General features: G+C 38.5%; 21 protein-coding genes. 8 read left to right on the top strand and 13 right to left on the bottom strand.

Annotated features, from left to right (window positions below):
- The first annotated feature begins 140 nt into the window (after positions 1 to 140).
- Entirely contained in the window at positions 141 to 548 is a 408-nt protein-coding gene (locus tag SLP02_RS13465; protein WP_319421165.1) for a DUF3465 domain-containing protein, read from the top strand.
- Positions 549 to 682: 134 nt separating this feature from the next.
- On the opposite strand, the gene SLP02_RS13460 is transcribed toward SLP02_RS13465, so the two are convergent.
- From SLP02_RS13460 to petB, 8 genes are all read right to left on the bottom strand, one after another.
- Positions 683 to 877 (bottom strand): hypothetical protein, encoded by a 195-nt coding sequence (locus SLP02_RS13460; protein WP_319421164.1) that lies wholly within the window; start codon positions 875 to 877, stop codon positions 683 to 685.
- A gap of 102 nt (positions 878 to 979) precedes the next feature.
- A complete protein-coding gene (locus SLP02_RS13455) occupies positions 980 to 1,603 on the bottom strand; it encodes a low-complexity tail membrane protein (protein WP_319421163.1) in 624 nt (207 codons plus the stop codon).
- Positions 1,604 to 1,765: 162 nt separating this feature from the next.
- Positions 1,766 to 4,717 (bottom strand): translation initiation factor IF-2, encoded by a 2,952-nt coding sequence (infB, locus tag SLP02_RS13450; RefSeq protein ID WP_319421162.1) that lies wholly within the window; start codon positions 4,715 to 4,717, stop codon positions 1,766 to 1,768.
- A gap of 276 nt (positions 4,718 to 4,993) precedes the next feature.
- Complete coding sequence (locus tag SLP02_RS13445) at positions 4,994 to 5,242, bottom strand: YlxR family protein (RefSeq protein ID WP_319421161.1); 249 nt, start codon at positions 5,240 to 5,242, stop codon at positions 4,994 to 4,996.
- Positions 5,243 to 5,329: 87 nt separating this feature from the next.
- Complete coding sequence (nusA, locus tag SLP02_RS13440) at positions 5,330 to 6,673, bottom strand: transcription termination factor NusA (RefSeq protein WP_319421160.1); 1,344 nt, start codon at positions 6,671 to 6,673, stop codon at positions 5,330 to 5,332.
- Between the two features lie 76 nt (positions 6,674 to 6,749).
- Positions 6,750 to 7,208: a ribosome maturation factor RimP gene (rimP, locus tag SLP02_RS13435; protein ID WP_413467375.1), complete on the bottom strand. Its 459-nt coding sequence runs from the start codon at positions 7,206 to 7,208 to the stop codon at positions 6,750 to 6,752.
- Between the two features lie 327 nt (positions 7,209 to 7,535).
- The gene (petD, locus tag SLP02_RS13430) at positions 7,536 to 8,018 is read right to left on the bottom strand and encodes a cytochrome b6-f complex subunit IV (protein WP_319421158.1); all 483 of its coding nucleotides are present in this window, start codon (positions 8,016 to 8,018) and stop codon (positions 7,536 to 7,538) included.
- A 136-nt stretch (positions 8,019 to 8,154) separates the two neighbouring features.
- A complete protein-coding gene (petB, locus tag SLP02_RS13425; protein ID WP_319421157.1) occupies positions 8,155 to 8,823 on the bottom strand; it encodes a cytochrome b6 in 669 nt (222 codons plus the stop codon).
- 464 nt (positions 8,824 to 9,287) lie between these two features.
- Here petB and ctpA point away from each other — a divergent pair, with 464 nt between their 5' ends.
- The 6 genes from ctpA (at position 9,288) to SLP02_RS13395 (ending at position 13,951) form a co-directional block, all read left to right on the top strand.
- A complete protein-coding gene (ctpA, locus tag SLP02_RS13420) occupies positions 9,288 to 10,544 on the top strand; it encodes a carboxyl-terminal processing protease CtpA (RefSeq protein WP_319421156.1) in 1,257 nt (418 codons plus the stop codon).
- A 127-nt stretch (positions 10,545 to 10,671) separates the two neighbouring features.
- Positions 10,672 to 11,049 carry a DUF1499 domain-containing protein gene (locus tag SLP02_RS13415; protein ID WP_319421155.1) on the top strand — a complete coding sequence of 126 codons (378 nt, stop codon included), beginning with the start codon at positions 10,672 to 10,674 and terminating at the stop codon, positions 11,047 to 11,049.
- Between the two features lie 213 nt (positions 11,050 to 11,262).
- A complete protein-coding gene (locus SLP02_RS13410; RefSeq protein ID WP_319421154.1) occupies positions 11,263 to 12,096 on the top strand; it encodes a pentapeptide repeat-containing protein in 834 nt (277 codons plus the stop codon).
- A 122-nt stretch (positions 12,097 to 12,218) separates the two neighbouring features.
- On the top strand, positions 12,219 to 12,425 hold the full coding sequence (locus SLP02_RS13405) for a hypothetical protein (RefSeq protein WP_319421153.1): 207 nt from the start codon (positions 12,219 to 12,221) through the stop codon (positions 12,423 to 12,425).
- 575 nt (positions 12,426 to 13,000) lie between these two features.
- Positions 13,001 to 13,375 (top strand): helix-turn-helix domain-containing protein, encoded by a 375-nt coding sequence (locus SLP02_RS13400; RefSeq protein ID WP_319419761.1) that lies wholly within the window; start codon positions 13,001 to 13,003, stop codon positions 13,373 to 13,375.
- Between the two features lie 114 nt (positions 13,376 to 13,489).
- A complete protein-coding gene (locus SLP02_RS13395) occupies positions 13,490 to 13,951 on the top strand; it encodes a transposase (RefSeq protein ID WP_319419762.1) in 462 nt (153 codons plus the stop codon).
- A gap of 236 nt (positions 13,952 to 14,187) precedes the next feature.
- Here the strand turns inward: SLP02_RS13395 and psbV are convergent, their stop codons facing one another.
- The 4 genes from psbV to SLP02_RS13375 form a co-directional block, all read right to left on the bottom strand.
- A complete protein-coding gene (gene psbV / locus SLP02_RS13390) occupies positions 14,188 to 14,679 on the bottom strand; it encodes a photosystem II cytochrome c-550 (protein WP_319421152.1) in 492 nt (163 codons plus the stop codon).
- Positions 14,680 to 14,847: 168 nt separating this feature from the next.
- Positions 14,848 to 15,036, bottom strand: a complete 189-nt coding sequence (locus tag SLP02_RS13385) for a translation initiation factor IF-2 (RefSeq protein WP_319421151.1) — start codon at positions 15,034 to 15,036, stop codon at positions 14,848 to 14,850.
- A 264-nt stretch (positions 15,037 to 15,300) separates the two neighbouring features.
- Positions 15,301 to 16,059, bottom strand: coding sequence for a uroporphyrinogen-III C-methyltransferase (gene cobA / locus SLP02_RS13380; RefSeq protein ID WP_319421150.1), 759 nt, complete (start codon positions 16,057 to 16,059; stop codon positions 15,301 to 15,303).
- Positions 16,060 to 16,063: 4 nt separating this feature from the next.
- A complete protein-coding gene (locus SLP02_RS13375; protein WP_319421149.1) occupies positions 16,064 to 16,867 on the bottom strand; it encodes a sirohydrochlorin chelatase in 804 nt (267 codons plus the stop codon).
- Between the two features lie 198 nt (positions 16,868 to 17,065).
- Here SLP02_RS13375 and SLP02_RS13370 point away from each other — a divergent pair, with 198 nt between their 5' ends.
- Positions 17,066 to 19,351, top strand: a complete 2,286-nt coding sequence (locus SLP02_RS13370; RefSeq protein WP_319421148.1) for a GumC family protein — start codon at positions 17,066 to 17,068, stop codon at positions 19,349 to 19,351.
- 146 nt (positions 19,352 to 19,497) lie between these two features.
- Here SLP02_RS13370 and SLP02_RS13365 read toward each other — a convergent pair whose 3' ends face one another.
- On the bottom strand, positions 19,498 to 19,659 hold the full coding sequence (locus SLP02_RS13365) for a hypothetical protein (protein ID WP_319421147.1): 162 nt from the start codon (positions 19,657 to 19,659) through the stop codon (positions 19,498 to 19,500).
- Positions 19,660 to 19,674 lie beyond the last annotated feature (15 nt).

Here is a 19,674-nt window from a genome sequence, read left to right as displayed (position 1 = left end):
CAGAGTTCTTATTTTATCAGTCATTAGATTGGCTAAACTAACTTAATCATAATCGAGGAAAATGCGATCGCACTCTTTCCAAATTGTAGATCTCTTATTTTAGATAATGCAGAGTTAAGATAGTATTTTTCAGAACGAAAATGAGGTCTTTACACAAACTGCTGATTTTAATTATTTTGATTGAATTGGCTGATGGATCTACTAAAATGACGCTAGTTTCTAATGCAGAACTTTCGCCGTCAATTAAAGGTAATAAGCAACTATCAGGAAATGCTTTTAAAACTCAAAACAGTAATGCTCAAGTAAAAGGTCAAGGGATTGTAATCAAGATTCTTGCAGACGACCTAGATGGTAGTAGACACCAAAGATTTATTATTAAACTAAGTTCTGGTAAAACTTTATTAATTGCTCACAACATCGACGTTGCTCCCAGAATTAATTCGCTTCAAAAAGGCGATTTAGTTATATTCAAGGGTGAATATGAGTGGAATGCTCAGGGTGGTGTAATACATTGGACACATCACGATCCTGCCAGGAATCATCCTTGAGGATGGATTGAACACAATGGTAAAAGATATGAATAGCGATATTTGTTAGCTAAAAACTAGAATAGGGACGCATTGGTTATACGTCCCTATAAAAATTAAGCCAAAAATCAATCAAAGCCTTATCATTCTATTGTTTAGTAAGCGAGAGTTTCTAGAGTTTCTTCTAGATAGCGTCGTACTTGAACATCTAAGTTCTCATTGATGCTCACATTTCTTTCTTGTTTCCAGCTTTGAAAACCAGAGCTTTTAGCGATCGCCTGTTGAAGGTTGTTCCAGATTTCTTGATCTTGATTGCTGCCGTTTTGTACTGCTATATCTGAATCTGCCATGGGGTAAAGATATTATATTTCTTACTCTATAAGTATAAGCGTACCTCAAGCGCAAAAAGAGTTTGTAGTTGAAATTACACAATTGAGAATTTTAAAGAACACTCAGGCATTATCTGTAGTTTCGAGTGCAGGTTCTAAAAACCAAAGTATTTTATTTACCTTAATTCCAGGTGTGGTAAAGCTCTCATTTATTTTTTCTAGAGGATATGGTTCAATCTCAGCTAGTTTTGATTTTTTGGTCAGCAAAACCAATAAAACGCTTAAAGGTACTTGTAAAAACAGGTTACTCGCTAAAAAAGCCACAATAGCGATCGCCAAGCCTAATATATGCCATTGAGGTAAAAAGTCAGCAACACCAACAGCTAATGGAGATAAGCGATAGAGCAGCAACAATACTAGGATCATAATTCCTGCTGTTACCATGCTAAAAAATTTTTGCTTGGCAGTTCTAAACAAAGCCAGTATTTGTCTTTGCTCATCACTTAGGCATTCGGCTTTTAAAGACACTAATAAAATACTAAAAATGTTAAACGGGCGAATTAGCTGCATTAACAGCACAGGGAAAACGCCGCTGCCAATCAGCAAAGCTATTTCTAATATGTAAGTAAAACGATTGCCCAGCGACAAGCCTATCCAAGCTACTTCTAATAAAATAGGAAAAAGAACTATTCCCGATAGATGAATCCAAATAAAAGGTTCAGAACGTAAACGTTTGACATTTAACATTTAATCATAATTAGCGATCGCTAACTTTAAATATACAACTATTTAGCAATATCAAATCAATCAGTATTTACTCGAAATAACAAAGTACAGACAAAAAAATAGAGGAAGCATACTCCCTCTACTATCAAGCTTAACTTCTATTTCTTTTAACAAGAAGTGTGTTTATTTAGTTGCTAAGGTACGGCGTTTGAAGACTAGTTCATAAGCCTCGATAATATCTCCTTCTTTCCAGTCAGAGAATTTGCTTGCGCCAATACCACACTCAAAACCAGTATTAACTTCTTTTACGTCATCCTTCATCCGTTTGAGAGAATTCAATTCACCTTCGTGGACTATTTTATCTCCACGACGAACGCGGATTTTACAGTTACGAACGATTTTACCAGATAAAACATAACAACCAGCCACAGCACCACGACCAACTGGGAATACGGCACGAACTTCAACTTGACCTAGGCTTTCTTCAATCTCCTCTGGATCGAGCAGACCTTCCATTGCCCCTTGAATATCATCTAAAAGCTTATAGATAATATCGTACTGGCGAATGTCTACCCCTTCTCTATCGGCTGCCTGTCTTGAACCTGTAGCCAAGGTAGTATTAAAGCCAATAATGACTGCGCCACTGGCTGCTGCCAAATCTACATCAGTTTCAGTTACTTCTCCTGGAGATGCCATCAGAGTCCGAATCTGAACTTCATTTTGAGGTAGCTGTTGTAAAGAACCCTGAATAGCCTCTACCGAACCTTGAACATCAGCTTTGATAATCAAGTTTAGCTCTTTAAGCTCTCCTTCCTGTGCTTGAGCGGAAAGAGTACTAAGACTAACCCGACGAGATGATAAGGACTGTAGTAGTCTGGTATCGCGTTGGGAGATCGCTCTTTGGTCAGCAACTACTCTTGCTTCTTTTTCACTAGGGTAAATATCAAACTCATCTCCAGCTTCAGGAACATCGTTGAGTCCTAAGACTTCAACAGCAAATGATGGCGTTGCTGCTTCAACTTTGTTTCCTGTGTCATCAACCATCGCTTTAACTTTACCAAACACAGAACCAGCAACAATGCTGTCCCCTACCCGCAGAGTACCATTTTGAACTAGAAGTGTAGCAACTGGACCACGATTGCGATCAAGATTAGCTTCAATAACTGTTCCTTTAGCAGGACGGTCTGGGTTAGCCGAAAGCTCTTCAACCTCAGCTAATAAAAGAATCATCTCTAGTAGTTCATCTAAGTTGTCTCCCTTAAGCGCGCTTACCTCAACCATAGTGGTGTCACCACCCCAATCTTCAGAAACTAATCCTTGTTCTGTTAGTTCTTGTTTAATTCTGTCGGGGTTAGATCCTGGCTTATCTACTTTATTAATCGCTACTAAGAGCGGCACTTGAGCAGCTTTAGCATGGCTAATAGCTTCTTTTGTTTGAGGTTGTACTCCATCATCAGCAGCTACTACCAAAACAGCTATATCCGTCACTCTTGTGCCTCTAGCACGCATTGCCGTGAAGGCTTCATGACCAGGAGTATCCAAAAAGACAATTTGCTGATTACTACCGTTATGTTCTACATCAACATGATAAGCACCAATATGCTGGGTAATTCCCCCTGCTTCTCCCGAAGCGACGCTGCTTTTACGAATTGAATCAAGTAAAGTAGTTTTACCGTGATCTACGTGACCCATGATTGTAACTACAGGTGGGCGAGGCTGAAGATTTTCTAAATCATTAGCATCTAACATTTCTGTATCTTTAGTAGCTGCTGATTTTTCTTCAGGAGTATCTACAATTACCCCCAACTCCTCAGCTACTGTACGAGCCGTTTCTAAATCTAAAGTTTGAGTAATATTGACCGCTATTCCTTTGAAGAACAAGCTTCTAATAATGTCCGTTTCTGGGGTATTAAGTCTTTCAGATAGATCTCTGACGGTCAAATTATCGGACAAAGTAATTAACTCAGGTAAAGTTGGCGTAACAGCTTTATTTTTCGACTGACGTTCAGTTTTTTGAGTTTTCTCTGTCTTAAATGATGGCTTGCGCGGTTTTTTGTTGACGCTGGCAGCAGGCTGTTCTTGCTGCATAGATTTTGGCTTGGCTGGACGCGCCGTAGACAAAGTAAAAGCTGTATTAACTTGAACTGTATTTGAATCAGAATCAAAATCGTCATCATCATCCAACAAAGGTTTGATTCCACGACGTTTTTTACTAGCTTTTGCTTTGCCCGCCTTTTGTTTTCCTTCATCCTCCTCTTCGTTTTCCCATTCTTTTACTTTGCGAGGAGGAGTCGGACGCTTGAGTCTAGTAACCTTGTTAACTTCAGTTTTTTTGATGATCTCGTCATTATCGATCTCATTATCATCAGGCAAGTCAATAGCCAGACTATCATCAAGATCATCATCCGATGTTGTTTTGGCTTTGCTAGCTACTTGCGCTTTTTGAGGTCTTTGATTTAACTTAGGCAGAGCAGGAAGAACCTTTTTCTTTTTCTCTTTCTCTTCTTCTTGCTTATTTTGGGGTTGCTCCGTAATTTTTATTTTAGGCTTAACAGGTGAGGGAATTGAGCTAGAGCTTTTCGCCTTTGCCTTATTCTCCTGGGCGCGAGAAGGAGGCGTAACTAATCGAGGAGGTTTAGCTGCTGTTGGTTTAGAAGCTGGCTCTGAGTTATTCTGTTCTCTTCGAGAAGATTGTTTAAGCTCATGACGATTGGAATCAGACTCTCTAAATTGAGCAGGTTTTGGTGATACCAAAGATTCTGATTGAGATGTTTTGGAAGCTGGGGATGCTGGTCTACTGGGCGGAGATACCAATTTTGAAGATGTTCCACCATTAGAATTATTATTTTGAAAGGAAGCAGGAGCTTCACCTCTATTATGATGAACAGCCAAGATTTGCTGCTTGCGTTTTCCTGGTGCTTTTGGTGGTTTTGCTTCTTTTTTTGGGCTGCTTGTTGTCTTTTCAGCGAGAGGGGATTTTGCAGCCATGGCTTTTACTCTTTCTGCTTGAGATGCTGTAATTGTGCTGCTATGACTTTTAACTGCAATGTTAAGCTGTTCGCAAATTTCTTTAATGTCTTTGTTATCCAAATTTAATTCTTTCGATAGTTCGTATATTCTTACTTTGCCGTTCATCCACTATGCCCCTCTGTTAACTGTTTGTGTTTATTTGACCATTTGTTTATCCATGTAGTCTTTCATGTTTCCAAGATTGCTAATCCAACTTTTATGACTCTATCAAATAAAATCTAAATTTAAACTATAGAATGATATTGAACAAGTCTTTAAGTTTAACGGCAATTACCTCATAGCTCTATTTTAGAGAAAAATATCAGATTGTTTAGGTGATTTTAAGTTTAAGTTGAAAAAAGTTTGGTATTTATTTTCTGACATTATCTGATATTAATATTATCAGCTTAAACGTTCTTGTAATTTTTGATAAATACCTTCGGGTACTTTTGTTCTTAGGGAACTGCTCAAACGGTTTTTAATTTTAGCTTGATTTAAACATTTAATATTGCAGCAGAGGTAAGCTGAACGCCCCATGCCTCTGTCCAACTGAATTTGATGGTTTCGCTGTAGGCGAACTATTCGCCAAAATGATTCTTTGGGTGCTACTCGACGGCAGCTAACACATCGACGATAATTAATCTGCTTCAAACTCTTGCTTTTGCCTATTGCACGGGTATAGTTTTTTGCGCGGTCATAAATTATAACCATAACTATGACCGCATAAATACAAATTACCTAGTTCTCTTGTTCTATTTCTGTTTCTGCTGGTTGAGTTGCTAAATCTTTTTCTGATGCTGACTCAGTGATTGTTTCTACGTCAGATTCTGCCTCCTCTACTTCTGCCTCCTCTATTTCTTCTTCTTCAACAAGTTCTGCTGCCCTTACCTTAGCTGCTTCTGCCTGAGCAGCCCATTTTGCCATTTCAGCTTCCTCATCAAATTTATTAATATCTTTAATATCAATTTTCCAGCCCGTAAGTCTAGCTGCCAAACGAACATTTTGCCCTTCTTTACCAATCGCCAAACTTAGTTGGTCTTCAGCTACCAAAACCACAGATTGCTTTTCTTCAGTATTTGCTAAAACTACCTGATCTACTCTGGCAGGACTTAGAGAATTGGCAATATAGGTAGCTGGGTCAGGAGACCAGCGAATTACATCAATTTTTTCGCCTCTAAGCTCATTAACTACTGCCTGAATTCTTGAACCTCTAGCACCAATACAAGCTCCCACAGGATCGACATCTTGTTCTAAGGTATCTACAGCTATTTTGGTACGTACCCCAACATGACGTGATGGAGGATGAGCTTCTCTTGCCACAGCCACAATACGGACAATTTCTTCTTCAATTTCGGGAACTTCATTGCTAAACAGTTCGACAACTAAACCCGCAGTTGCTCTGGAAACCATTAGCTGAGGACCACGATTAGGAGTATCCCTAACTTTTTTCAAATAGACTTTGAAGGTGGTGTTAGAACGATAGGTATCATTGGGCAGTTGTTCTCTTTTGGGTAATTCAGCTTCTACCTCTGGCTGTCCTAAACCGCTACTAACCGCAACAATAGCTGACTGACGTTCAAAACGGACTACTCGTGCCTGTAAAACTGTATCTTCTAAATCTTCAAATTCTTCTTGAATAAGTTTTCTTTGCTGATCCCGTAATTTTTGTAACAGGACTTGTTTAGTTTGAATTGCTGCCATGCGCCCAAAGTCTTTCTGTTCGGGAGTTACATCAACTAATACAGAATCTCCTACCTGAATTTCTGAGTCATCAACCTGCTCTTGTACTTCACTCAAAGCTATTTGATGATCCCGATCTTCAATTTGGTCTTTACTAACGTCAACAATGACTTTGGTAGTTAGAATTTGAAACCCTTCGTCTTCTGTATCTAACTGAACATTAAAGTTTTCAAAATATTCTTCACTAAATTCTTCATCACGGCTTTTAGAACGGCGAAACTTTTCGTAGCCTTTAACTAAAGCTTCTCTTAGTGCTTCTTCAACAGCACTATCGGGCAAGTTGTATCGTTGACTGATTTCGGCGATTGTTGCCCTCAGACCAGGCAAACTGACTAAGGTCATGTTGTTGTACTCCTAATAGTAAAATTTAGATTAAGATTATGATTGTAATTAACCTAGATTGGTAAAGTTGGCTAAGCTATTCATCGTCAAGCTCTACTTTGGCAATTAAATTACGGGGAATCGCGATCGCTTTTCCTTTTTTATTGATATGAACTGCTGTTTCGTCTCGATGCTGTAGTCTTCCATGCCATTGTTGGTGATTTTTGTAAGGACCAAAAGTACTAATCTTGACGGCAAAACCTTTAAAGGCGATAAATTCTCGCTCTGTGGTTAAAGTACGAGAAATACCAGGGCTAGAAATTTCTAAAACATAAGCTCCAGGAACAATTTCAGCAAGATCTAGTTTTTCTTCTAAAATACGACTCATTTGTTCACAGTTTTCTAAACTAGTGTCTGTATTAGGATTGCGAACGTCTATTCTTAAAATAGGTGGGTTTTTATTTGTTTGAAAAACCGCGTCAACTAGCTCTAAATTGAGTTCTTCAGCTAGGGGAGATGCTAGTTCAATAATTTGGGGAACAACAGGATGAGTCATGTTGAGGAAAAAGTTGTCGTCAGCCAACTCTGGTTGAGTTGGAATTGTTTATTTAATTTAGACAACAAAAAAAGCGGGCTATTCCCACTTCATTTCTTCTCTAATTATGTATGCAGGTGAAGAGGTGTAACTTTGGCTATCAACTCCTCAATCAATTCATGATACCAATAAATTATAGGTTACGACAATCTCTCAGAAATTGGGTTACTAAATTAAACAGCGAGATACAATCGATCATTACTCCTCATAGCAAAAATGATGAATAACGAAATACTGTATCTCGCAAACTTAACTAAAACTCGAATCAAACCTATAAATAAATAGGATTTAGAACAAGCCTAAAGTTAAGGATTCGTCGATGGGATAGGTCGCACCAATACCCAACCAAATAGTTACCAAAGTGCCAAATATAAACACGCTGGTAGCTACTGGGCGACGGAAGGGATTTTGGAACTTGTTAACGTTTTCGATGAAAGGAATTAACATCAACCCTAAAGGTACCGCTGTTTGAGCAGCAATCCCTAATAGTTTACTGGGAACTACACGCAAAATTTGGAATACAGGATACAAGTACCACTCAGGTAAAATCTCCAAAGGAGTAGCAAAAGGATTAGCAGGTTCGCCAATCGACGCAGGATCGAGGACAGCTAAACTTACGGTTAAACCAATAGTTCCTAAAATAACTACGGGGAATATATATAACAAATCGTTGGGCCAAGCAGGTTCACCATAGTAGTTGTGACCCATACCTTGAGCCAACTTAGCGCGTAAAGCGGGATCGCTAAGATCTGGCTTTTTTAAAGTGGACATAGTTTTTTCTCCTAAATTTCCTGGAAATCAGCTAATTGAAATAGTCTATCTAGCTTAGATACAATCTAGTTACAATCTTATCAAAATCTATCAGAGGTAGCTGATTAAAACCTCTGATAACGTCGTGATTGCTAGTTTACAAAGGACCAGAGATTCCTTGTTTGCGAATCATCAAAAAGTGTAGCAGCATAAACACTGCAATCAACCAAGGTAAGACAAAGGTATGTAAGCTATAAAAACGAGTTAAGGTAGCTTGACCAACACTTGCGCCACCTCTTAATAGTTCAACCATTTGGTCGCCGACAACGGGAATTGCTGCTGGTACACCAGAGACAATTTTTACAGCCCAATAGCCAACTTGATCCCAAGGAAGAGAATAACCAGTAACGCCAAAGCTTACTGTAATTACAGCCATGATTACTCCAGTAATCCAGGTCAACTCACGGGGTTTTTTGAAACCACCTGTAAGATAGACGCGGAAAGTATGAAGAATCATCATTAAGACCATCATACTGGCTGACCAGCGATGGATAGAACGAATTAACCAGCCAAAGCTGACCTCGTTCATCAGATATTCGACTGAAGTAAAAGCCTCAGCTACACTGGGTTTGTAGTAGAAAGTCATGCAAAATCCAGTCGCAAACTGAATTAAAAAGCAGACTAGAGTTATACCGCCCAAGCAGTAAAAAATATTTACGTGGGGTGGCACGTACTTGCTGGTAATGTCGTCAGAAATTGCTTGAATTTCCAGACGCTCATCAAACCATTGAAAAGTTTTTGAATCTGTTACTTGTTTTGAAAACATGAAGCCTATAAATTAGCTAACAAAAATAATTATGGATAATTTTACCGAATTAGCTTCCTTGGAGTCTTGACTATCTTTAAAATTCAAGATTACTTTGCTTGAACCTGTGGATATGTGAGACTGCCCTAAAGCCTCCAGATAAAAGAGTGCCAACTTTTTAAAAGCCTTGCTGCACAAAAGCAGACGGCACAAATGGGTATATTTGTTGTTTAAGTCCATCAGGGGAAAGAACTCATGAATACAATCGTTCTTGCCTCTTTAAAAAATTTAACATAACTTTAAGCTATGGTGGCTTTATTTATTATCTTAATTATACGCCATATTTAGGGCGGGATAACCAGTACATCTTAAAAAACACACCGTCAAAGCTTTGACGCTGGCAAAAAAAATTTTGGTTTTTGCGTAACAATTAATTAAGATTTTCTAAATTAAAATAATCTAAGATATAACCCTAAATTTTTCTCATGATCAAAAAAATTTTGGCGATCGCCTTATTAACATTTTTCTGTTTTGTGTCTTCTTTTGGCTGGTACACTTCTCAGGCTCAAGCTTTTACCGAAGAGCAAAAATTACTGCTTCAGTCTTGGCGGATTGTCAACCAGTCCTATGTAGATGAAAGCTTTAACCATCAAAATTGGTGGAAGCTACGAGAGAAATTTGTTAAGAAGCCCTTGCTCGATCGCAATGAAACTTATACGGCGATCGAAGAGATGCTGGCTAAACTAGACGATCCATTCACTAGACTACTGCGACCAGAACAATATCATAGTTTACAGGTTAATACTTCAGGAGAACTTTCGGGGGTAGGTCTACAGATCAACGTTAATCCCGAAACGAAACTGATTGAAGTTATTTCTCCCTTGGCTGGCTCTCCCGCAGAAGCAGCAGGAGTTCAACCAAAAGATAGCATTTTAGAAATTGATGGAGTTGATACCAAAACTATTACTCTAGATGAAGCAGCAGCAAAAATGCGTGGTGCTATCGGCACTAAAGTTTCGCTGCGGGTGCAGTCTGGTTTGGACAAGGCGGCTAAACCCCATACTGTAAATATAGTGCGCGATCGCATTTCTCTCAATCCTGTCTTCACTGCCTTGGATACTAGCACTGATGAAAAAATTGGTTATGTGCGCCTCAATCAATTTAGTGCCAATGCAGCTAAAGAAATTGCTCACGGAGTTAGTAAATTAGAGCAACAAGGAGCAGAAGCTTATATTTTAGATTTAAGGAATAATCCTGGAGGGCTGCTGCAAGCGGGGGTTGAAATTGCCAGAATGTGGTTAAACAATAGCACTATTGTCTATACAGTCAACCGCCAGGGAGCCTTGGGCAGCTTCGATGCTAATGACGGAATGCTGACGGATGATCCTTTAGTGGTTTTGGTTAATCAAGGTACTGCCAGTGCTAGCGAAATTTTGGCAGGAGCTTTACAAGACAATGAGAGAGCATTATTGGTAGGTGAAAAAACCTTTGGCAAAGGTTTAATTCAATCTCTGTTTGAATTACCTGATGGCGCAGGATTAGCCGTAACAGTTGCTAAGTATGAGACTCCTAACCACACAGATATTAATAAATTGGGAATTATGCCTGACGATGTTGTATCACAAGATCCGATTACCTACGCGCAAATTGCCACAGACGCAGACAAGCAATACCAAGAGGCAGTAAAATTGTTGACTTCAAAGCAAAATGTTTTAGCTGATGCAGCATTAGAAAGCTCTTAATTCTTAGCTATCAGCTTTTAACTAATTAATTACTAAATATTCTGACAACATCTGAATTAAACCGAGGAATTGCTATAAAATACATCCTAATAGCATTAAAACCAAGTTTTAAAGAGAAGTATCTAAGATGTTTAATTTTTCAGGGAAAAAACCAAATAATTTAGGCATAAAAGATGGAAAGTTAACTGCCTGTCCTGGAACTCCTAACTGTGTCAACAGTCAAAGCAATGATGCTAAATCCAAGATTGAACCTTTGCCAACTGAGTCTATTGCCCAAATTAAGCAAGTAGTAGAAGCTATGGAGGGAACTACCATAATTGAAGAGACAGGTAATTATCTTTACGCGGAATTCAAGAGTAAGTTAATGGGCTATGTGGATGATGTTGAATTTTACTCAGACCAAGAATCAAATGCCGTTCAGGTACGTTCTGCTTCACGCCTAGGGAAATCAGATTTAGGAGTTAATCGTAAGCGAGTTGAAGAAATTAGAAGCAAGCTGCAATAACGTTAATTTAAGGATTGGGGTAGCTATCAGCTTTTGAAGCTGAAATTTTGTTAGCTAAATTAATGTAGAGCTTGAAGAGTAGAAGGGTTTTGTCTAACTGAACTCCTATATTTATTGTGTCAACAATTCTCAACCTCATGAAAGGTACTGAATAATTTATACTTTTTGGCAAGTGACTATTTAAAATAAATTCGATAAAATTTCAACTGAATCATGCCCACAACCGCTTCTAGTAATAAATCTCCTCTCGCTGCTAATATTACTGCCAAATTACAGGCAGGAGAAAGTTTAACTAATGCAGACTATAGTAATTTAGATCTATATGCGATCGCTCTCAATCAAGCTAATTTGGCACAGGTAAACTTTTCTCACAGTATTTTGACAAATGCAGATTTAGTTGGAGCAGATTTAAGAGGGGCTAATCTTCAAAAAGCAGATTTAAGAGGGGCTAATCTTCAAAAAGCAGACTTGACAGGGGCAAACTTAACAGGGGCATATTTAAGCCGTGCTGATTTACGTGGGGCTAACCTCAAGGATACTAACTTAGAGGGTACTCAGTTTCAAGTAACTATCTACGACAACGAAACTATTTTTCCTCAAGGATTTAACTACAAAAGTTCTGGCGCAATAGGACCTGGCGCTAGTCTTAACGGTGCTTATCTTAATACGGCTAACCTGCGAAGAGTAAATTTAACAGGGGCAAAAATGATCGGGGCTTATCTAAGCGGTGCAGATTTAACAGGGGCGATATTAGATGATGTTTCCTTAAGTGGCGCAAACCTGCAAAAGGCGATTATGACAGGAGCTAGTTTACGTAATGCTCGTTTAGGTAACACGGAATTGAAGGGCGTTGATTTTCGTGCCGCTGATTTGACACGGGCAAACCTAGATAATATTCAAAATGTGGCGGGAGCAGACTTTAGTATGGTTAAGGGTTTAAGCCAGCAAGCTCGTTCTGCTATTTTAGGGTTTCCTGCACCCGATTTAACTACCTGGAATGCTTATACCCGCTGCAACACTAAAGATAGTTTAGAAATACAGCCTTGATCTTACCTGAGCTTAAAATCTAACTGTTTATCTTTCTTTTAAGTTCTTTGTCACTCCGTAAGAATTACAATATTGAAATCGAGCAAATATACGAATTTACCCATTTATATTTATGTCTACTTATGTCTACAAAAATCATAGAAATCGAAACTGCTATTAAGCAATTACCAGAAAAAGATGTTCGTCAACTTACTGCATGGCTTCAAGAATATGTAAATGATATTTGGGATCGGCAAATAGAATCAGATTTGCAATCTGGCAGACTAAATAAACTTATTTCCAAAGCCGAAGCAAATATAGCAAGTAATAAAGTGAAAGAGAAAAACTAAAAATTTTGAAAGATAAATATCAATGTAATCTTTTACAAATTCACTACAATATTTAATATTACTCAAAATTATTTGTTTGATGGTTAGAGCAGTAGAGAAACCTATTCATTGAATAGTAAAGCTTATTTTTACAGGCGATCGCTTTTTCTATTAAAAAGTCCATATCCAAAGTTGCAAATGTTACGAAAGCGCGATCGCACTTCAAAGTAATGAGCTAGACGATCTAAAAGAAGCAGTTAGAAAATAACAACCAACTATTTTTTTATCTTATCCGTAATTTAATTAGCGTTTTTTAAAATTAAAAGCAAGTTGCACGTACATAATTTCTTTTAGTTTACGAAATCTTTTTATCTCTTTAAAGATTAGATAAAGTCAGTTCAATTTAAAACATAGAAAAAGCATCAACAGGTAATCTTATTATTAGCGGTTATTTAAACCGTATACATAATTTTTTAAAAGTGTCCGTTCTAATATTACTGTTATTGGCTTGAATGCTGCGATCACTAACGAGAAAACAATTACAGCGATTTGCATCTAAATAGGGGACAATAAAGTGTTATAAAAATAGGTAACAAATGAAGCCTTATTCTGTAGATTTACGAGAGAAGATAGTTAGTGCGATCGAGAAAGGTGATAGCTCGGTGAGAAAAGTTGCGCTACGCTTCGGTGTGAGCAAAAACTGTGTCCAAAGATTGATTACTCAGAAGCGGACAAAAGGGCATATCCTGCCAGGGAAGCAGGGCGGGTCGATGGTAAGTCCTGTTCGGAAATATAAAGCCGAGCTGATAGCCATCTTTAAAAAACAGACTGATGCGACTTTAGCAGAATACTGTGAGCTACTTTTTGATGAGACGGGACTATGGGTAAGTCAAAGTACGATGTGTCGGACATTTCAGAGATTAAAATTACCACTCAAAAAAAACACTTCGCTCCAGCCAAGCAATTCGTGAGCGCGTCCAGCTTCTAAGAGCAGAGTATTGGGCAAAAGTTAAAAATGTAGATCCCCAAAACCTCGTGTTTTTAGATAGATGAAATGGGTGTTTTACTCGGATTGATGAGAACTCATGCTCGCGCTGCACGGGCGTGAGAGAGCCTATGACTACAAACCGTTTGCTCGAGGTAGCAAGGTAAGTGTTATCGGCGCAATCAGCGAGTCTAAAATACTAGCAGTAATGACGCTTAATGATTCAATGGCTGCGGCTGCGTTTGAGGTTTATGTTTCTAGGTGTTTAGTGCCTCAGCTATGGAAAGGAGCAGTGGTGGTGATGGACAATTTGCCTGCACATAAAGTAGAAGCTATTGCACCTTTAATTGAAGCAGTGGTCGCGAAGATTTTGTACCTGTCTCCATACTCTCCCGAATTTAATCCAATTGAACATTGGTGGTCACAACTCAAGGCTTTCCTGAGACAATTTTCTCCCAGGACTTCCAAAAGGGTCGATATGCTGATTAAAATAGCGATGGATTTAATTAATCCTAAACATTTGCGTAACTGGTTCGCTCACTGCTGCTACTGTCCCTCTTAAACCTGCAAACCGCTGTATTACTTAATTATTGTGGAATCTATACTAATTCTGGCAACACTGGTAATGTTATCTATATTAGTGGAAATGCAAATATAACTTGTATCACCTTTTGATATTGAGCCAAAAAAAAGGACAAGAAACCAGAAGAATTTATCTTTAATCTCTTATCCTGTCTATATACAAATAATTAACTTGGTAGTTGATGGCTAAAAGCCGACAGCTATTGGCTTCAAAATTTAGTTGTAGACTTTTCCTCCACCCCAAAGGATGCCACGAATTTCAGGCTGGATTAGAATATGTCCTGCAACAGCCTCTAAATCTTCATCAGTCAAATTACGCATCAAAGGATAAAGATCCGAGCGGGTAGTGTTAGGATGAAATTCGTAAATATCTCTTTCCCCGTCGTAAGTAGTGGGGTTCTTTAGATAATCGACAATTCCTTCTAAGTTGTCTCTAGCAGGATAAGCACCAGCCAAAGCAGTCAAGCCCAAGTTAACGTTAGGATTAGTTTTGGTTACACCATTTTTATGGCAATAAGAACAAGTATCGACAAACACTCTTTGTCCTTGTTTTACTTGCTTTAGACTCAGAACCATTTTCTCACCCTGATCGTTTTGGGGTACAGTCCGAATATTTTCATCTAATTCGAGCGCGTTTACGCTACCGATATTAAATTGAATTGCCAAAAATAAGGCAGCTACAGCAGCAAATAATAATCGCTTCAACATTGTTTTCCTCAAAAGTTTTAATTTGATAGTGGTGCTGTTTGTAATGCACCAATATACATAATCTTCAGTTATTTATCTTGACAGAATACCTGGTTTTTAATAAAAACAGTAAACAATCTTATCGCTATAAGTGCAGATAGAACCTATAAAAGCTAAGTTTAGTTATTTTTATTTAGCTTCTGAGTTAGTCTTAGCAGCCAGAATTTCCATGATAATTGCCTTAGCATCTTCTAGTGCTAGACAGGTGCGTTCGTTTTTATAATTAATTTTAAAGCGATCGCAAAGCTCAAACACTTCTTGTTCTTTTATTTGGTATTCTGCTGCAATATCAGCAATTGACAGTTCTGCAAAGCCCATAAGCACGGTCTATATAAATCTCATCAACAAAGACGAAATGATTAATAAATTGTCAGGATTCAGTAGTTATGTATTATACTAGGATTTCTGTCAAGGCAGACTGAGTAATAATACTTAGCAAATCTTGATTCCTAGAGCGATGATGATAAATCATTGGACGTGAAATATGCTGCTTATGCATCAGCACATCTGCCCATTAAATATCATCCCATTTAATAGACCCAATTGCTGCAAAAATTTGTGGCTAAGTGCAGGGTGTAGGTTTTATGGCCCGATAGATAGTAAAGAGCGCAAATCCACCACTTGACCAATAACAGCGATCGCAGGAGCTTGAAAATCTGCTGCTGCAATTTGCCCAACAATTGTTTTAAGAGTACCTATAAGCTGGGTTTGGTCTGGTCTTGTCCCCCAACGTATAAGGGCAATAGAAGTATCCAAAGTCATTCCTCCTGCTAGCAACTGAGGAATAATCTGCGGTAGGTTATGCACGCCCATATAAATTACTATAGTTTCCGAGCCTTGGGCGATCGCTTGCCAGTTGACTCCAGGGCGATATTTCTCGGTTGCCTCATGTCCAGTCACAAAAGTGACCGCAGAATTATATTGACGATGGGTAACGGGAATCCCTGCATAGGCAGGCGCAGCAATACCTGAAGTAATTCCTGGAACAACTTCTACTTTTACTCCTGCTTTAATTAAATCTGCCATTTCTTCTCCACCCCTGCCAAAAACAAAAGGATCTCCTCCTTTTAGGCGAACTACTACAGCACTTTTTTCCGCCTTAATCCTTAATAATTCTGTTGTCTGAGCCTGGGGCAAAGAGTGACGACCTCGGCGTTTTCCTGCATTGACCTTTTCTGCTTGAGGATTGATTATCGCTATGATTTCTGGGCTGACCAAAGCATCGTAAACTACCACATCAGCGTGTTCTAACAGGGTTTTACCTTTAACCGTCAATAATCCAGGATCGCCTGGACCTGCACCAACCAAATAAACTTTGCCAACATATTTAGCTTGTTTCATATATTTACACTTCCACTTCCTCAAAAATCATTTGCGCTAAAGCTTCACAAGCTCCTAAAGGCTGACCCATAATCAACTCAACTTGAGGATTCTCTGCCTGTAGTGCCTCAACTTCCAGGGCGATCGCCCTAGAGATTTTGCCTGGAAAAAGAAAATAAGGTAGGATGGCAATTTTTTGATAGCCAGCAGCAATTTGCGCCGTTACCTGTTCCCTGAGACTAGGGCTAATTGACCAATAGGCAATTACTGCATTTAACTTGACGCTTAAATTTTGAAAGTATTTAGTTGCTGTAGATAGAGAACTTCCATGTGCCATCAAAATTTGTGTTTCGCCTGACAGTTGAGAAAACTCACGAGATATTAGGGGTATCATTCCCGAATATTTACCTAGATATGGCAATAATTCTATAGTTAAATGATTATTAATCCGTTTTGCGGCTAAAGCAATCTCGTCAGGGATATCTTTGGTTACATGAATACCAGGAGCAAGAAACAAAGGCAATACCTTAATTTTCCTGTAACCTTTTTGATAAGCTGTCTGAGCAAAATTAACCAAACTTTCATTTAAAGAAAGCGGTGCTAATTCCAAGGCAGCAACTTCAACCAAAGGGGTCATCGGTAAATTTTTGATTGTGGCTATTTCTAGCTCAGAACAAGTTAAATTAGCTCTTAAGTAATTTTGCTGAGTTAATATATTTCTATATCTAAATTTTATAGTTAACAGCCTACATAAATCTGATGCAGCAGAGTGAGTTTTGCTACTTCGACTACCATGAAAAACTAATAGATAAGCGGAGGATGAAATCAAAGATATTTCCGAAAGCGTGGATAAGTTAGTTGTAAAACATATATAAGATTATCTGCAAGATTATAGCGATTGAGACAGTTTATTCTGTAGTCCATGATATATCTTAGATGAAGTATCAATATAAGCACTAGAAATACTGTCTAACATAACTAAAAAAAATCAGAGTATCACCATAACAATAAAATTTCCAGACTTAATATGTTGAGTAATAACTCTAAAGACCAAAATATCAATAATTCTTCTGCGTCAGCAGGTTCTAAGAGAGACTCCCTAGACGTAGATTTTAGCGAGTATCTACTTAAAGTTAAAAGACGTTGGAAACCCGCCTTAGCAATATTCCTCTTAACTTTAGGAGTTACGGGAGGTCTGAGCTTATTACAGCAGAAAACATATCAAGCAGAAGGCAAATTGCTGTTTAAACAAAAAACCGCAGCCAACTATGTAGGAATTGGGCAACAGGCAGGTGAACTAGAACCTTTGTTGAATAGTCAAAGTCCTTTAAGTACCCAAATTGAGGTTTTAACTTCTGAACCAGTAATTCAACAGGTAATCGATCGGCAAAAGCTAACCAATGATCAAGGAGAACCTTTAAAACCTGAAGATTTTAGAAAAAAACTGGCTACAGAATTAGTTGGTGGGACTGATGTAGTTCAAATAAATTACAAGAGTCCCGATCCAAAAATAGCTTCTGAAGTAGTAAATTCCTTAATGGATGTCTATGTTCAGGAGCAGATTAGAGGCAATCAGTCTCAGCCAGAAGCAGCTAGAGATTTTATCGAAAAAGAGTTACCTGGTGTTGAAACCAAGGTAGAACAAGCAGAGTCTAATATCTCTAAATTTAGAACGGAAAATAGCATTGTTGATATTGGTGAAGAAAAGAAAGATTTAGTTGCTAACCTGGGAGCATTAAACCAGCAAATAACAACTACTGGCTCTGAACTACAAGGTACTCAGGCTCAAACTTCTGCGCTACAAAGTCAGATCGGCTTAGATATGAATCAGGCTATTGCTGCTAATCAATTAGGAGCTTCTCCTGAAGTTCAAAGTATTATAGAGCAGTTGGGCGCAACCGAATCAGAGCTAGCTGAACAGCGTCAAAGATTTAAGGATGACCACCCTACTATAGTCAGTCTCCTAGAAAAGAAAAATGACTTGACACAGCAGCTACAAGGATTAATTGCTAGTTCTGTCGGACAGGGAGTTAATGTATCTGAAGGTTTATTAAACAGCAAAGACGGAACAAAAGAAAACCAGTTAGAGAGATTTATTAGCTTAAAAATTGACGAATTAAGCTTGCAAAGACAGGTTGCTTCTCTGTATGAATCTCAGCAGAAATATTTGCAGCGAGCTAAAGAAATACCGCGACTAGAAAAGCAAGAGCAAGAATTAGTTCGTAACTCAGAAGCTGCGGGCAAAACATACAAGACCCTATTAGATAGCCTACAGCAAGCGCAAATAGCAGGAAATCAACAAAGTGGTAATACTGATATTGTAGAATATGCCTCTGTTCCAGATCAAGGTAGCTCTGGTAGGGTAGTGTTAATGGGACTAGGGATAGTTTTAGGCGCGTTTTTGGCGAATTTATCCGTTATTTTGCTGGAAATGCAGGATCGTTCCCTTAAGAGTCTAGCAGAAATTAAAAAGAGATTTGCCTATAACGTTATTGGTATTACTCCTTTAGAGCCACCTAGCTATCAGGGTAGAATTATTACCAGGGAAGAACCAGATTCTTTTACCAGCGAAATTTATCGCATGATTCAGGCAAATCTTAAATTTTTGACTAGCGATAAACCTCCCAAAGTAATCTTGATTACCAGCTCCGTTCCTGAAGAAGGAAAATCAACGGTAACAGCTAACTTAGGAGCAGCGATCGCTCAACTGGGTCGTAATGTCTTATTAGTAGACGGAGATCTGCGTCGTTCTTCTCAACATTATTTATGGGATGTAGACAATAACCAAGGCTTGAAAGACATTGTTGTTAACAATGTTAGTCCCATACCGATTCTCAAAAAGCCAATGCCAAATCTAAGCCTGTTAACCAGTGGCATGGTCAACTCTAATCCTTTGGCTATACTTGACTCTCCTGCTCTAAGTGACTTTGTAGGTCGCTCCCGCCGAGAATATGACCTGATTCTCATCGATGCACCTCCTTTGCCTGTTACCGCAGACGTACTTACCCTAAGTAAGCTAGTAGATGGCATCGTTTTTATAACTAGACCTGGAATTGTTGAACAAGAAAGCGCGGAGCTTGCTCAAGAGGCTTTGGCTACTACAGGAAAAAAGGTATTAGGAATGGTAGTCAATGGGGTCAAGCCAAACGACTTCGATCGCTATTCTTATCATGGTCGTTATGCTAAAAGCTACTACGATAAAGGAACTTTGGGCAATCAGATTCCCAAATACCCCGATCTAAAAGCGAAAGTATCTGACATTTCTGAAAACAATAATTCCCACAAAGGTAGGGTCAGCAAAACCAAAATTTAATCTACTAGGCTTTTGTGATCATCTGTGTAAGTTGCCAAGACAAAAAATTGTACTGTTAAAGCATAATTCTTGCCTTGGCTTTATTTTTTGTTGTCTCTACTCTAGGAGTGCGTACATTCTTACGCTAATTAGCCAATTTGAACGCATTATTTTTGAGCTATTAATTGCCGTTTGACCTTTTGCGGATATTTTGTTGCAATTACGTTAACATTTGGCATTTCCTGATAACAGGAAGGACAAAACCAATACATTCTTGTCTGATTTAAATGTTTAATCAAGCGATCTCGACAGCACAAACATTGATTCATCTTAGTTCTCCTACT

This window comes from Pleurocapsa sp. FMAR1 (assembly GCF_963665995.1).
Taxonomy (GTDB): domain Bacteria; phylum Cyanobacteriota; class Cyanobacteriia; order Cyanobacteriales; family Xenococcaceae; genus Waterburya.
This window is presented reverse-complemented; position numbering and strand designations above follow the sequence as displayed.

What these genes read in the sequence shown, in the direction of transcription:
- SLP02_RS13410 (WP_319421154.1), top strand. Translation starts at nt 11,263, where the DNA reads ATGCCCACAACCGCTTCTAGTAATAAATCTCCTCTCGCTGCTAATATT.
- petB (WP_319421157.1), bottom strand. Translation starts at nt 8,823, where the DNA reads ATGTTTTCAAAACAAGTAACAGATTCAAAAACTTTTCAATGGTTTGAT.
- SLP02_RS13385 (WP_319421151.1), bottom strand. Translation starts at nt 15,036, where the DNA reads ATGGGCTTTGCAGAACTGTCAATTGCTGATATTGCAGCAGAATACCAA.
- SLP02_RS13465 (WP_319421165.1), top strand. Translation starts at nt 141, where the DNA reads ATGAGGTCTTTACACAAACTGCTGATTTTAATTATTTTGATTGAATTG.
- rimP (WP_413467375.1), bottom strand. Translation starts at nt 7,208, where the DNA reads ATGACTCATCCTGTTGTTCCCCAAATTATTGAACTAGCATCTCCCCTA.
- cobA (WP_319421150.1), bottom strand. Translation starts at nt 16,059, where the DNA reads ATGAAACAAGCTAAATATGTTGGCAAAGTTTATTTGGTTGGTGCAGGT.
- SLP02_RS13370 (WP_319421148.1), top strand. Translation starts at nt 17,066, where the DNA reads ATGTTGAGTAATAACTCTAAAGACCAAAATATCAATAATTCTTCTGCG.
- infB (WP_319421162.1), bottom strand. Translation starts at nt 4,717, where the DNA reads ATGAACGGCAAAGTAAGAATATACGAACTATCGAAAGAATTAAATTTG.
- SLP02_RS13455 (WP_319421163.1), bottom strand. Translation starts at nt 1,603, where the DNA reads ATGTTAAATGTCAAACGTTTACGTTCTGAACCTTTTATTTGGATTCAT.
- ctpA (WP_319421156.1), top strand. Translation starts at nt 9,288, where the DNA reads ATGATCAAAAAAATTTTGGCGATCGCCTTATTAACATTTTTCTGTTTT.
- SLP02_RS13365 (WP_319421147.1), bottom strand. Translation starts at nt 19,659, where the DNA reads ATGAATCAATGTTTGTGCTGTCGAGATCGCTTGATTAAACATTTAAAT.
- SLP02_RS13460 (WP_319421164.1), bottom strand. Translation starts at nt 877, where the DNA reads ATGGCAGATTCAGATATAGCAGTACAAAACGGCAGCAATCAAGATCAA.
- nusA (WP_319421160.1), bottom strand. Translation starts at nt 6,673, where the DNA reads ATGACCTTAGTCAGTTTGCCTGGTCTGAGGGCAACAATCGCCGAAATC.
- SLP02_RS13395 (WP_319419762.1), top strand. Translation starts at nt 13,490, where the DNA reads ATGCTCGCGCTGCACGGGCGTGAGAGAGCCTATGACTACAAACCGTTT.
- psbV (WP_319421152.1), bottom strand. Translation starts at nt 14,679, where the DNA reads ATGTTGAAGCGATTATTATTTGCTGCTGTAGCTGCCTTATTTTTGGCA.
- SLP02_RS13415 (WP_319421155.1), top strand. Translation starts at nt 10,672, where the DNA reads ATGTTTAATTTTTCAGGGAAAAAACCAAATAATTTAGGCATAAAAGAT.
- SLP02_RS13400 (WP_319419761.1), top strand. Translation starts at nt 13,001, where the DNA reads ATGAAGCCTTATTCTGTAGATTTACGAGAGAAGATAGTTAGTGCGATC.
- SLP02_RS13405 (WP_319421153.1), top strand. Translation starts at nt 12,219, where the DNA reads ATGTCTACAAAAATCATAGAAATCGAAACTGCTATTAAGCAATTACCA.
- petD (WP_319421158.1), bottom strand. Translation starts at nt 8,018, where the DNA reads ATGTCCACTTTAAAAAAGCCAGATCTTAGCGATCCCGCTTTACGCGCT.